The following is a 14697-nucleotide window of genomic DNA, read 5'->3' on the forward strand; positions in this document are numbered from 1 at the left end:
CTACAAGGCCGCGTTGGGGCGTAGTGTCGGCAAGGATGTAATCCAGGAACTTTTACTAAATCGAATTTTCTTCGTCTTGATAGAGTTTAATCAGTTTTTCCTGTGCACTATTAGTGCCTTGGTTTAATGGTTTATAACTTCCATCGCTTTGCATTTCCCAGGTATTACTGCTGTCTTTGAGGTAATTCTTAATAATTTCTTGCTTGATACGCTTTTTACAGTTCTCATCAAGAATAGGGAACATAATTTCAATGCGATGGTATAAATTTCTTTCCAGCAAATCAGCACTAGAACAAAAATAATATTCTTCTTCTTGCACCCGAAAGTAGAATACTCGATGATGTTCCAAAAATCGGCCAATATAGGAAAGTACCCGTATATTTTCTGAAATCCCTGGGATTCCCGGTTTGAGACAACACACACCGCGCACCAGCAAATTGATTTTAACGCCAGCTTGTGATGCTTTATATAAAGCTTGAATGATGGTTTTATCGGCTAACCCATTCACTTTAAGGAGAATTTCCGTGTCGCCTTTTTTTAAGGCAGTTGCAGTGCATTGTTCGATATATTGCAACAATGTTTTTTGTAATGTAAAAGGCGAATGGCTTATTGCTTTGAGTTTGATTGCTTTGCCTAGCCCCGTTAATTGTTGAAAAATGATTTGGATATCTGAAGTAATTGTAGGTTCGCATGTTAATAAACCTAAGTCAGTATAACGTTTGGCAGTATATTCATGGTAATTGCCAGTGCTTAAATGGACATAACGCTTGAGTTTGCCATGTGCCCTGCGCACAACTAGCGTCATTTTGGCATGGGTTTTATATCCAACAACCCCATAAAGCACCAGTATTCCTGCTGCATGTAAACGATTGGCTAATTTCAGATTGGATTCTTCATCAAAACGAGCGCGCAATTCGATCACGGCAGTGACCTCTTTACCTGAATGGGCAGCATCGACTAAAGCATCGACCATTACTGATTCAGAGCGTGTGCGATATAACGTTTGGTTAATTGCTAATACATTGGGATCACTTGCAGCTTGTCTTACAAAATCAATTACTACTTCAAAGCTTTGATAGGGGTGGTGCAACAGAATATCTTCTTCATCAATCACATTGAATAAATTCCGTTCTGACCTAGGAAATTGGGGATACTGTGCTGTATAAGCTGGGTAATTCAAATCAGGCCTATCAATGCTGTTAATGGCAGTTAAATGACGCTGTATATTAACGGGACCATCACAATAATAAGTATCTTCATGACGCAGATGGTATTTTTGTAATAAAAAATCAACAATTTTTTCTGGACAATTTTTTTCAATTTCGAGTCGCACGACATGACCATAATGACGGGAAAAAATCTCCCGTTGTAGTGCTTTGGCCAAATCATCAATTTCCTCTTCGCGCAAAAACAAATCACTGTTGCGAGTCAGACGAAATGAATAACAACCACTAATTTCCATTCCGGGAAATAAGCTATTTACATGGGTGGTAATAATTGACGAGAGGTAAACAAAATAATGAGCATCACCACATAACTCTGATGGTAGATGAATGACTCTAGGAATCGATCGTGGTGCATGGACTACCGCATAATTAATATTTCGGTCAAAAGCATCTTTACCACTTAATGAAATAATAAAGTTGAGGCTTTTATTAATCAGCTGTGGTAGAGGATGTGCTAAATCGAGAGCTATTGGGCTGATTACAGGTTGAATCTCATGTTTAAAATAATGCTTTGCCCATAAATGAATGTCATCGGTCCATTGCTCTGTATCTAGGAAAAAAATCTTTTCTTTACCTAGAGCTGGAAGGAGTTGTTTATTAAAGATTGAGTATAGCTGGTCGATGAGTGTATGTGTTTTTTGACTGATCTGGCTGTACGCTTCTTCAGGGCGTAACCCATCAATAGTTAATTTCCCCGAGGACAAAGCGATCTTTTCTTTCAGGCCTGCAACACGGATTTCAAAAAACTCATCTAAGTTGCTACTGCATATGCTAAGAAAACGCATTCTTTCCAGTAAAGGAACACGTTCATCATTGGCTAGCATAAGAACTCTCTGATTAAATGCAATGATAGAGAATTCTCGATTGATATAATATTCTGGACTATCTAACATTATTTCCAAGGGTAACTCCATTTTTTGTAACCCTGTCCCCACGTTCACCGAAAAGCCATATTTGGCACTCAAATCTGACTCTTCTCCAAGCATCAAAATGTGATGCTATTTTTTACAAGACATCGCAACGTTACTATTCTCGGCCTTACATCTCACTGTACTCAACGAACTAGAAAAAAACAAACTACTATAAACCCTAAAAAACCATAAAAGGGTGATAAATTCCAAAAAGTTAAAGCGAGGAAAAAAATGAAACAACACAGCGCAATTGGAATAGAAAAGTACATGCCTACAACCCCTTGGGCAACAGAGTAACTTGCTGCAGCAAGCAATGCTAATGCGCCATACTGGACACCAATCATTATCTTACGCATCCCAGGACCACTATGACTGGTTAGCCAATGGTAGCCTACGATAGCCATTAATAATCCTGGCAAATTAAGACTCAGTACCGCAATCAGCAAACCAGCGATCCCCGCGACTTTATATCCTATGAGCGCTGATAATTTAACACCGGTTAATCCTGGGAAAATGAAGCTTGAGCCTACCATGGCGATAAACTCTTCTTGACCTATCCAGTGTCGATAATCAACGGCCTCATATTCCAACAGTTTTAACATGGAATTACCGCCACCTAAGGAAATAAGGCCAATTTTTCCAAAGCTTAGGATAAGGTCTAGTAGGTTTCTTATCATAATTTCAATAAATTTTTCAGGAAAGTTACATATTCGCAGGAAATGGGCCCATCCAGCAAGTGCTTGGAAATAGTCTCTACTAAATGCAGCGATTTTCCTTCGACACATAAACTAAAATAGATTTTGTGGAGGACCTCAAGACGTGCAAGCTCGATTTTTATTGTGGGAGTTGTTGGGAATTTGTAGATGAAGGATTCCTTTTTAACAAAAATTCCGACTCCCTCTGTTTCAACATGATGTATTATTTCTTGTAAATCTGCAGGCAACGGTTGTTGTTCTTGCAGCGGGGTAAGCGTTATTTTTGCACCATAACCGACAGCATGATTTGCATGTTTGACCATGGGTTTATAAAGCAATTGCTCATGACGCTTTTTGATATTGTAATTTTGACCTGGCAGTAAATAATAATAATCTTCTTTGTGTTTCTGCTTATAATTTGCTAAATCAAACAATGAACTGTCAATAGCATTTAGGATGATTATCTCACTATCCGGCCAAAAATAACGCACTTCCCATTTCAGTTCTTCATTTTTTTTATCGACAAAAGTTGCCAGCGGCAAGCTTTCTTTCGGGGCTAGCTCGAAATTCCAAACCAAGCGTTGGTTCATGGTCAATTGCTACTCGTAAAATAAAGAGTATATACTACACCTTTATTATGCAAAGCAAGGGAAGGTATTGATATTATGGCCATTCTGTTTTTTTTAGTTTATCTAATATTCACCCTAGTTGTTCTTTATAGGGCAATGAATCCATTAGTTTGGGAACTGGGGAGTGTCTTTTATTTAATCGTGGCGACATTTGCTATCGGCTTGCCTTGGATAGTGGGTTTTATTCTTTGGCTCGTAATTATTGTGGCATTACTTGTCGTGTACCTCGAACCGCTGCGAGCGACGATTGCAGATTTTATCTATAAAAAAGCAGGCAAGTCGATCCCTAAGTTATCTAAAACTGAAGAACAAGCATTAAATGCGGGAGATACTTGGTTAGAACAAGATATTTTTACGGGAAAGCCAGACTGGAATCGATTAGCTCATGTAGTTACTGAACTTTCTGCAGAAGAACAATCATTCCTTGATAATGAAACACAAACCTTATGCAGCATGATTGATGAATGGGAAATTAGCCAAGCACGGGATCTACCCGAAAAAGTTTGGACTTATGTGAAGGAAAATGGCTTTTTTGGTTTGGTGATTCCAAAAGAATTTGGTGGGAAAGGGTTTTCAGCTCGCGCCCATTCTGATGTGGTGATGAAAATTGCCTCGCGTTCTGGTGTCACCGCAGTCACTGTTATGGTACCTAACTCCTTAGGCCCAGGTGAATTAATCAATTATTATGGTACCGACGAACAAAAGGCTCATTATTTACCACGTCTTGCAAAAGGTATTGATATCCCTTGTTTTGCTTTAACTGAACCAGGGGCAGGCAGTGATGCAACCTCAATTCAATCTACTGCCATTGTCATGAAAAAGAAAGTTGATGGCAAAATGGTTCTTGGATTAAGCATTACATTAGACAAACGTTGGATTACTTTAGCACCCGTAGCAACATTAATTGGTCTTGCTGTGAATGTAAAAGATCCCGATGGCTTGTTGCAGGGAGAAGGAGAAGAAGGAATCACCTGTGTGTTGATTCCACGTGATACTAAAAATCTAGAAATTGGCAATCGACATTTGCCTTCTGATCAACCATTTATGAACGGCACCATTCGTGGAAAAGATATTTTTGTGCCCATCACTACAGTGATTGGTGGCCAGAAACGTATCGGTGGTGGCTGGCAAATGTTGGTCGAATGTTTATCCATTGGCCGTTCCATTTCTTTACCAGCACTTGGTGCAGGTACTTCTTCGTCATGCTATCTGGCAACCAGCGCATTTGCTCGCATACGTTGCCAATTTAATGTAGAAATTGGCCAGTTTGAAGGAATTGAAGAAAAACTTGCAGAGATTGCGGGTTTAAATTACTTAATTAATGCAAATCGACTACTAACTGTTGCGGCGGTGAATGAGCATAAAAAACCTTCTGTCGCCTCGGCAATTGCTAAATATTTTAATACTGAATTTGCACGATTAGTGGTTAATGCATCAATGGATGTGCATGCCGGGCGTGCTGTAGTTGTTGGTCCTCGAAATTATTTAACCAATTTTTATAATGGGGTTCCCATTTCCATTACGGTGGAAGGAGCAAATGTAATGTCACGAAACCTGTTGATTTTTGGACAAGGTTCAATGGCATGTCACCCTTATGTACGCAATGAGTTTTATGCGATTTCCAAGGAAGATAAAGAGGCATTCAGAGAGGTTGTCTGGAAGCATATTCAATATTTTATGCAAAATTTCGCCAAAACAATTTGTTCCGCGTGGACCGGTGGGATATTTATTAGTGCGCCAGATCTTAAAATGAAGCGTGAATATAAACGGTTGGCACGTCTAAGCCACGCTTATTCATGGCTTGCCGATTTAGCGTTAATTGTGTTAGGAGGGGATTTAAAACGCAAAGAACGTTTGTCGGCCCGTCTGGCTGATGGAATGTCCTATCTGTACATGGCGATGGCTGTGTTAAGAAATGTGCAATTGAATGGTGAAACCCCTGATGACCAGTTACATGCTCAATGGGCCGTTTCTTATTGTTTTTATCATGCACAAAGAGCGATGATTGCATTTTGTCACAATTTCCCCTCGCGATTTTTAGGCTTTTTCGCACGCATCATTGCATTTCCTTTTGGACAAACGATGTGTTATCCCTCTGATAAGCTGGATCACAAATTAGCACGTTTGATGACCACGAATAATGAGTATCGCGACCGCTTGAAGCAAATCGTTTATCTGAGTGGTGATCCCAAACAACCCATAGACAGAGTAGAGTGTGCCTTACAGCAAATCATTCAAACAGATGAGCTTGCTAAAAAAGTGGGAGATTTAAAACGGGTTAAATTTGGTAAGTTACAGGATAAATTGAAAGAAAAAGTTGAAAAGAATGAATTAACTCAACAGGAAATGGATGCCTTACTTGCAACGGAAGCAGCTCGCTGGGATGCTATTTTGGTGGATGAGTTCACTTTTGATTCAATGAAAAACCAGTTATTTAACTCAGTTATTGGTGATGTTAAGTCCCCATTCATGCATAAAGATGAGTAGTTTGAATACTGATGATCCGCAGGTTATCTGCGGATCTTATCGTTTCGGAGTTCTTTCAACTCAGCCGGGTTGTTTGCAACCGGGATCTAACGTGGCATATTCCAAGAATCCCGGTTGCAAACAACCAGGCTACATTCTTATAGAATCTATAATTTACGCCTTTTTAACGAGTGAATAAAAAACCGGTATTCTTGCAAGTGACGCAGGTTTGCTATAATTATGTAATATAATAATAGAATTTACGAAAGAGAGATTCATTTATGTCTGTTCCGTCCGCCAAAGTGCCCGTTAAAGGTGCGCCTGCAATAGTTCCACTGAAAGATGTAAACTTGCCGCTTAGAGAAGATCTGTTACGCGCAATGAAGCTTGCCGAAAATTCACCAGAAGCTGCTCAATATTTAAGGCAGCGAGTTCATGAAATAGTTGAGAGATCAAGATTCATAAATAAATCACCGGAGGCAATGCACGCCGCGCAACAAATACTAGACGCAGTAGATGAGTTTGCTGAACTTGTGACATATAAATTTCCTCAGGACGGGCAAGCTTGGACTGGCAAACTGCCTTCATCTTCAAGCGTTGAAAGCATGCATAGTGGAATTACACAACAGGCTGTCAATAAATTATCGGAGAAAAAACTTCCAGGTATACGCTTCGATTATGCTATCAGCGAGATAGGACATTTTGTACGTGGATATGCTTCAACTGAAAAAGGAGCTTCTCAATTAGATGAGACAACAGTTGACTCGTTAGATCGTTTGTTTAATGCGTGGTTAGCGAACAAGCATGGCGTTGCAACGAGAGATGGCAATTTCTTTAAAATGAATGCAGAGGGACATATAGATGAAAGTAAAAAAATGACTGCAGCTGAGGTAGAAGAGTTATTAGCAGACTCCGCACAAGACTTTAAAGATTATTTAGTGGAGAGTAAGTTTAATACAGAAATCGTATCCCGACAACGTGACTACCCAGGCGAACACAGACTGGAAGAAGCCAGGAAAAAAGCTATGGACAAAATTCTTCAAGGTGTCGAGGAAAAGATCGAAGAAAAAGTCGGAGAAAAAGTCGAGGAGAAGGTCGAAGACCGGGTCGAACCTACAAGTATGGGGGGGCGTACTTAGCTTCGACCATTTTCCAGGAGCGCGTTTCTGAAAAAAGCACGGACTGGATGAGTAAATTTGCTGTTGAGAGACTACAGAGTTACTGGATTAAGAGGAACCCAGTAACTCTTTAAAATTTTGAAGAGTTGATGCTCTTAAATTTGATTCACGGCATGAAGTCTTTCCAGTGTTCCTATGTCATACCAAAGGCCACTATGAACACTGGCGGTCACTTTATTTTGTGCTGCATACTGTCGGATTAATGGTGCAACTGAATAGCGTCCTTGTTTACAGTGCATAAATACTTGCGGATGATAGCAGCAGATTCCCGCAAGAGTATATTCTGGATTTGTATTACTTAATTGGGTTTGATTAATTAATCCAAAGTCACCATGATGATTCAGTAATGGATTCTTATTTACCAAAATCACATGAATTGAATGGGTATTTTCAGGCTGAAGCTGAGAAAAATCAAAGTCGGTATAAATATCTGCATTAACGGTAATAAAGGGCTTATCACCTAACAGCGGTAATGCATTGACGATACCACCCCCAGTTTCTAATCCGCCAGGAGGTTCGGGCGAGTAATAAATTTCAATTCCCCAGCGCGCTCCATTTCCTAAATGCTGACGGATTTTTCCTCCAAGATAGGCATGGTTAATTACTAATCGTTCAAAGCCGGCTTTTGCCAACCCCATGACATGATGTTCTATTAATGGTTTTTCTTTAACAACACACAGCGCTTTAGGTGTCATCGCAGTAAGCGGTTTCAAACGATCACCGCGGCCAGCAGCCAATATCATTGCAGTCTTCATGGTAAATAAACCTTCATTTGCAGGAATTGGAAAAATGGGTGTAATTCTTCATAAGTCTCTGTGCATTCAAGTACGTATTTTAACGTCAAAGGCAGATCTTTAAGATATCCAGGTTTTTGATCACGCAAATACAGCCGACAAAAGATTCCTAAAACTTTTAAGTGCCTTTGTAAGCCACAAAGATCAAATGCACGGATAAATTCAGACAAAGAATAATCCGTGGTTAATGCACTGTGTGTGTAGAAAAACTCGACCCATTCTAGAACTTTACCTCGTGGCCAGGAAATATAACAATCTTTAAGTAAAGAAACCAAATCATATGTGAACGGACCACGCATTGCATCTTGAAAGTCAATAACTCCCAAGGCTGGATCTACCTGCTCTGCTAAGAGCATTAAATTACGAGAGTGATAATCACGATGAATAAATGTTAATGGTTGCTGGGCTACTTCTTTGGCTATCCATTCCATAGTCTGTTGGACTAACGTGCATTCGTCTTGATTGAGATTCAAAGCGAGATAGGTTTGGAAAAACCATTCAGAACATAAACTCATTTCCTTGAGCATATGCGTTTCATCAAATGGTGCAAGCAGTGGATCATTAATCGAACATGTTTGAATTTTAAACAAAGTTTTTATGGCCTGATGATAATGAGTATCCACGGTTTCAGGACCTAGCACATTCAAAAGAAGTTCATCCCCTAAATCACTTAATAGTAAGAACCCTTCGTCTGAATTTATCGCCAGCACTTTTGGGGTATGTACGTCAGCTTTTTCCAACGTTTGTGCGATATGTATAAACGCTCTTAGATCTTCTTTTGCTGGAGGGGCATCCATAACAATCTGCGATAGCCCATTATATCGAAGACGAAAATATCTTCTAAAACTAGCATCTCCAGCTAAGGGTGCTAACTGAAAATCTTGTTGTTTTAGTGTATGAATTAGCCATTCTTTCAGTGCGTTTTCTCTTGCATGCATGGTATACTTCCCCATCATTATTTTCTGGTTGTAACTTAATAACTCAGATTCCCTCTCCCATAAATTAAGAGCGGATGAAAATAGGTGTCGTAAGAACTCTATCGCAAGATCATTAATGCGCGTACGACGCTCAAAAGTAATTAGTTACATATTTTTATGTGCATAATAAGGCATTTTATTACCTGTGAACAAGATTTCATTTAAATGGTTCTTGATGAGCGTGTTTACGACACTGCTGATTTTACTCATGGTAATCTATCATGCGTTGGCTTATTCGGCTTCTATAATTAATGAACCGGTACAAGCCTGCGTGATCGCACGTGATGTTGATTTAACCAATGCGATACGCGCAAAGTTTGCTCAATGCTTGGGATGGCAGGCAGATCAAAATTCTCCTATTTGTCTTGGCTCGTATCAACCGATCACTGTATCACCACTTGCGTCTCCTGATGAAATAAAGATCATGGCAGATCGCGTTTCGTTTTATCAAGATAAACCTTCAACGTTGACAGGGCACGTAGAAATTCAACAAGACCAGAGAATCGTCAATGCACAAACAGCTCATGTATATAGGGATCCACAAAGTAAACAGATTACAAAAATTGAGTTCTTAGGTAATGTCCATTATCTGGAACCTGATAAATTATTGATCGCTCGAAAAGCAACGATTAATCCTCAAGATAAGTCAGGTCAAACTGAAGATGTACTTTATCGTTTTAATATCAATAAGCATGCCGCTTTATTACCCGCATGGGGACGAGCAAGCCTCATGCAACGTTTTCCGAATTCAGACTACTTATTGCGTCAGGCCACTTATACTACATGTGCACCACAAGATAAGGCTTGGGATATTGAGGCTAAATCCATTGTTATTGATAATAAGAAAAAAGTGGGGGTTGCCAGAAATGTTACGTTGCGTGTCCGTGAGTGGCCGATACTTTATGCTCCTTATTTGAGTTTTCCTACAACCAAAGAACGTAAATCAGGTTTTTTAATGCCTTTAACAGGATATTCTAATGTTGGAGGTTTTGATCTTGGACTGCCATATTATTGGAATATTGCCCCAAACTATGACTTGACTATAACACCACACGTTTACACAAAGCGTAATGTCATGTTGGGCGGTGAGTTTCGTTATTTAACTGCACACAGTGTAGGTTTCGTGACGGGTAATTTTTTGCCGAATGATGCTGCTTATCGTAATTTCTTGAACAATCATGCAGCTGAGTTTCCTTCGTTTAAAGACAAATCAACCAACCGCTGGCTTTTTGGTTTTCTTGACACCACGCAAATTAATCCTGACTTGCGATTAAATGTAAATGTTCAGCAAGTTTCTGACGATTATTACTTTCAGGATTTTAGCACGAATCTGGCACTGATTACTCAGCGACAGTTATTGCGCCAAGCCGATTTAACCTATTCTACGGAGCATTGGACTTTTAGAGGCATGGTTCAAAGTTTCCAAACCTTACATCCGATTAATGAAACGCCCATCGCTGATCAATATGAGCGTTTACCACAATTGTATGCCCGTGGTTATTATTACGAATTGCCTGCTCAGGCTAATTTAAATATAACAGGACAATATGATCAATTTTTTTGGCCGACATCAAAATGGCAGAGTCTTGGAGTAGAGATGCCTCAAGGCCCTCGATTCCATGTTAATCCAGTGCTTTCTTTACCTCAGAGAAGCAGTTGGGGATTTATTACTCCCTCGGTAGAGTTTGTAGAAAATTATTACCAGGTACAGAATAATTGGAATGATTTGCACACTGACTATAATCGTTTTATTCCTCGTGTCAGTGCACATGGTGGTTTATTTTTTGATCGGGATTTTAATTGGATGGGAGATTCCTATACCCAAACGTTAGAGCCCAGCTTATTTTATTTGTATGTGCCTTTTTATAATCAAAATCAGTTGCCTATATACGATACCGCAAATATGATTTTTAATTTTGATCAACTTTTTAGAACCAATCGTTTTTCAGGGTTTGATCGAATTGGTGATGCAAATCAATTATCTTATGCATTAACTTCACGTTGGTTATCAGAAAGGACTGGGGTTGAGTTAGCCAGTTTTTCTATTGGGCAAATCAAATATTTCTCGGATAGAAAAGTACAGTTATGCCGTAACCCAACCGGTGATTGTGTGGGTTCTCCTCTTGAGATTGGACAAGTGTCCCCATTTTATGGAGTTTCACCCATAGCTTCTCGAGCAGTGTATCATTTCAGCCCGCGTTTGAATGTTCTCGGTGACTATGTATGGGATCCGGCTAAGTCAGCGACAAACAATGGTGGTTTAAATGTGCATTATCAACCCAAGCCAAATGCAATGCTTAATGTAGGATATAGTTATTTAGTGAATGGTGATGTGACATCTGTTAGGAATAATGCAGGGGTTGATAATGCATTACATCAAGCGACGGTTTCTGTTTCTTGGCCAATAAGTGAGCGATGGAGCACGCTTGGCGCATACAGTCATAACATTAGTAAGGACTACAGCATGATGTCACTATTGGGGATGCAATATGATAGTTGCTGTTGGGCTTTGCGAATTTTGGGTGGAAGAACCTTTAAAAGCTTAAATGCGGAGTATTTACCTCAATATAATAATAATATCTATTTGCAAATTTTACTAAAAGGCTTAGGATCAGTAGCAAATAGTGATCCTGCAAGTGTATTGAATACTTATATTCCAGGATATAATGATCCATTTCATCGTTAAACAAAATAGTGGTATAAATTAAAACAAAGCCGCTTGTATTTTGGATAAAAATAACCTAAATTGCTCGAAAAAAGTAAGTAAGGATTAAGGTATGTATAAGAAAATAGCCCTTGTATGCATCTTGTTTGCTAGCGTTGGCGTAACAGAGGCAAAACAATTATTGGATAAGGTGGTTGCAGTTGTTAATAATACTGTGATCACAGAAAGCGAACTCAACAAACAAGTTGAATTAACGAGAAAACAAATTCTTGCTCAAAAAATGCAAGTTCCTGCAGACCCTGTCCTGCGAAAGCAAGTCCTCCAGCACTTAATTGATGTCAATGTGCAGCTGCAAATGGCAAAACAACATGGTCTTACTGTAGATGATACAGAATTAAACCAAGCGATTGAAAAAATTGCTGCTTCGAATCATGCGACTCTTACTCAGTTGCGCGAGGAAATTGCGAGACAAGGTATGATCTGGAATGAATACAGAGAAAATATTCGTAAAGAGATGCTTCTTACTCATCTGCAGCAAAAAGCGGTTGGAAGAGACGCCATGGTGACGAATGAGCAAGTCGATCAGTATCTTAAAACAGAAGGAAGCATTGTTGATCGCACCGCACTTACTTATCATCTACAAAATATAGTAATACCACTCAATGAAGAACCTACATCGGAAGAGGTAAAGAAAGCCAAAGACAAAGCTCAATTATTATTAACAAAAATAAAGAAAGGTGATGACTTTAGCCGCCTGGCTATAGAAAACTCGAGCGGCGAATTTGCACTGGAAGGAGGCGATTTAGGTGATCGCCATTTAGCAGAGTTACCTGAATTATTTGCAAAAGAAGTTGTGAATATGAAGGCAGGACAAGTCGTTGGCCCCTTACGCGCAGGCAATGGTTTTCAGTTAATTAAACTGGTTTCCATTGGTGGTGATAATCAGCATCATGTCATTACAAAGACTCATGTTCGTCATATTCTTTTAAAACCTGATCCAAGCATGCTCCCTGAAGATTCAAAGAAACAAGTAAATAATCTGTACCAACAAATTCGCTCTGGTAAGGATTTTGCACTTATGGCCAAGCAATACTCTTTGGATTCTTCCAGTGCGGTTAAAGGTGGAGATCTAGGTTGGGTACCACCTGGAGTATTAGTTCCTGAATTTGAGAAAGCGATGGATAAGTTGTCTGTAAATGAAATCAGCCCACCTGTTAAGTCACAATTTGGTTGGCACATCATTCAGGTACTTGGCCGTAAACAAGAAGATGATTCTGACGCTTTTAAAAAACAGCAAGTACGACAATTTTTACAACAACGTAAGTTTGCTGAAGCAGTACAAAATTGGCAACAACATATTCGTTCAGATGCTTACGTTAATATTATCGCAAAGGAGCTGGCGTGAAGCCACTGCTCATTAGCAGCGGAGAGCCAGCAGGAGTTGGTCCAGATTTATGCTTGGCTCTTGCAGAATATGATTCACCATTAGTGATTTTAGGGGATCAAGCGGTACTAGAAGCTAGAGCCAAAGAATTAGGCCGCCCTATTTGCTTTACTCCATATCAAAGCGGACAAGTTGTTGTGCCCCAATCGGGTCATTTATCAGTACTCTCGGTCAATTGTCCTCTTGCAGTGCAAAGCGGATGTCTCAATTCTAAAAATGCGCCCTATGTTATTGAGTTACTTAATAAGGCGGCCGTATTATGTGAGCGTGGTGAGTTCTCTGCCTTAGTGACGGCACCTGTGCACAAGGCAAACATTAATGAAGCAGGTATTCCGTTTAGTGGGCATACTGAGTTTTTCGCGCAATACTACAATGCAAATGATGTGGTCATGATGTTGGCTTGTAAGGATATGAAAGTTGCTTTAGTTACCACGCATCTTCCCTTATGTAAGGTACCAGAAGCCATTACTTTAGATTTAATTATTAAAGTAATTACTCAGGTGCATCAATCACTGATTCGAGATTTCAATATTAAAGATCCATGTATTAAAGTGGCTGGTTTAAATCCGCATGCTGGGGAATCAGGATATTTGGGACGAGAGGAAATTGACGTAATTACTCCTGCACTGTCCTTATTAAAAAATCAGGGTATTAATGTTCAAGGACCTGTACCCGCTGATACTATGTTTATTAAGAATCATTTAAACGATTGTGATGTTTATGTTGCAATGTATCATGACCAAGGGTTACCAGTAATTAAATACGCTGATTTTCATAACGCTGTAAATGTGACTTTAGGATTACCAATAATACGTACTTCTGTAGATCATGGAACCGCATTGGAGTTAGCTGGTAAAAATTTGCTGGATTCAGGTTCAATGTTTGCTGCTGTTGACATGGCTAAGTCCATGGCTTTATCAAGGATGAGATCATGATTAGTTTAATTGCTGCAATTGATGAGGCTGGGGGTTTAGGTTTCAATAATCAATTACTGTGTTATCTACCTGCCGATTTACAACATTTCAAATCAATCACTATGGGTAAGCCCATTATTATGGGAAGAAAAACTTTTGTTTCTATAGGCCGACCCTTACCAGGAAGACTTAATATTGTATTAAGTCGAGGCTTATCTACAATTGATGGCGTTGTCGTGTGTGATTCCTTAGAAAATGCAATGGAGCAAACAAAGGATTTTTCTGAAATTATGATTATTGGTGGAGCTGAATTATTTACTGCGGCGATGAATAAAGCATCTCGTTTATATATCACACGTATACATCACCAATTTACAGCAGACGTATTTTTTCCTGAAATTGATACATCAATATGGCATTGCCAGGATAAACAGTTCAGACAGCATGATGAAAAAAACAAGTTTGATATGACTTTTTATATCTACGAACGAAACAACGAAGCATCCCCTGCATAAATAGCAATTCATTTTTATAAAAGTAATATGTTTTAGATCTCATCTGCAAATCATTTATTAATAAATCATATATAAAAACCGACAACAAGATTTTGATCATCGTGCTCATGTCTAAGGCAAAAAAGTACTGGTGGAAAAGTTTTGAAATGCAAAAAATGCCCAACATGGGCATGTAAAGATCGAGATGGACTAATAGTATATAAGCAAAAGAAAACATTTAAAAAAAAACAAAAAAGTGTTTGACACAGGAGCCGAAATCAGTAGAATACGCAGCACGCCTTCG

Annotated in this window: 11 protein-coding genes; 6 read left to right on the forward strand and 5 right to left on the reverse strand. The window is 39.2% G+C overall.

Translation table 11 applies throughout. The annotated features are described in order from the left end of the window. Positions 1-55: 55 nt before the first annotated feature. From ppk1 to BGO44_RS11085, 3 genes are all read right to left on the reverse strand, one after another. Positions 56-2140, reverse strand: a complete 2085-nt coding sequence (ppk1, locus tag BGO44_RS11075; RefSeq protein WP_058509300.1) for a polyphosphate kinase 1 — start codon at positions 2138-2140, stop codon at positions 56-58. A gap of 140 nt (positions 2141-2280) precedes the next feature. After that, positions 2281-2814, reverse strand: a complete 534-nt coding sequence (locus BGO44_RS11080) for a chromate transporter (protein ID WP_058509286.1) — start codon at positions 2812-2814, stop codon at positions 2281-2283. Beyond that, positions 2811-3422: a hypothetical protein gene (locus BGO44_RS11085; protein WP_058509287.1), complete on the reverse strand. Its 612-nt coding sequence runs from the start codon at positions 3420-3422 to the stop codon at positions 2811-2813. The genes BGO44_RS11080 and BGO44_RS11085 overlap by 4 nt, the downstream gene beginning before the upstream one ends. A 75-nt stretch (positions 3423-3497) precedes the next feature. Between BGO44_RS11085 and BGO44_RS11090 the strand changes: the two genes are divergently transcribed. Both BGO44_RS11090 and BGO44_RS11095 read left to right on the forward strand, forming a co-directional pair. Further along, a complete protein-coding gene (locus BGO44_RS11090) occupies positions 3498-5948 on the forward strand; it encodes an acyl-CoA dehydrogenase (RefSeq protein ID WP_058509288.1) in 2451 nt (816 codons plus the stop codon). 260 nt (positions 5949-6208) lie between these two features. Then, positions 6209-7066 (forward strand): hypothetical protein, encoded by an 858-nt coding sequence (locus BGO44_RS11095; protein WP_058509289.1) that lies wholly within the window; start codon positions 6209-6211, stop codon positions 7064-7066. A 134-nt stretch (positions 7067-7200) separates the two neighbouring features. On the opposite strand, the gene murU is transcribed toward BGO44_RS11095, so the two are convergent. Beyond that, positions 7201-7860, reverse strand: coding sequence for an N-acetylmuramate alpha-1-phosphate uridylyltransferase MurU (gene murU, locus BGO44_RS11100; protein ID WP_273200284.1), 660 nt, complete (start codon positions 7858-7860; stop codon positions 7201-7203). Continuing rightward, positions 7857-8837, reverse strand: a complete 981-nt coding sequence (locus BGO44_RS11105) for an aminoglycoside phosphotransferase family protein (protein ID WP_273200282.1) — start codon at positions 8835-8837, stop codon at positions 7857-7859. Before BGO44_RS11105 ends, murU begins: the two co-directional genes overlap by 4 nt. 214 nt (positions 8838-9051) lie before the next feature. Here BGO44_RS11105 and BGO44_RS11110 point away from each other — a divergent pair, with 214 nt between their 5' ends. From BGO44_RS11110 to BGO44_RS11125, 4 genes are all read left to right on the forward strand, one after another. Then, positions 9052-11562: an LPS-assembly protein LptD gene (locus BGO44_RS11110; RefSeq protein WP_058509292.1), complete on the forward strand. Its 2511-nt coding sequence runs from the start codon at positions 9052-9054 to the stop codon at positions 11560-11562. Between the two features lie 91 nt (positions 11563-11653). Next, positions 11654-12946 (forward strand): peptidylprolyl isomerase, encoded by a 1293-nt coding sequence (locus tag BGO44_RS11115; RefSeq protein WP_058509293.1) that lies wholly within the window; start codon positions 11654-11656, stop codon positions 12944-12946. Beyond that, positions 12943-13920, forward strand: coding sequence for a 4-hydroxythreonine-4-phosphate dehydrogenase PdxA (gene pdxA / locus BGO44_RS11120; RefSeq protein ID WP_058509294.1), 978 nt, complete (start codon positions 12943-12945; stop codon positions 13918-13920). The genes BGO44_RS11115 and pdxA overlap by 4 nt, the downstream gene beginning before the upstream one ends. Then, entirely contained in the window at positions 13917-14414 is a 498-nt protein-coding gene (locus tag BGO44_RS11125) for a dihydrofolate reductase (protein WP_058509295.1), read from the forward strand. Before pdxA ends, BGO44_RS11125 begins: the two co-directional genes overlap by 4 nt. Positions 14415-14697 lie beyond the last annotated feature (283 nt).

It is taken from the genome of Legionella sp. 39-23, assembly GCF_001897665.1.
Lineage (GTDB): Bacteria > Pseudomonadota > Gammaproteobacteria > Legionellales > Legionellaceae > Legionella > Legionella steelei.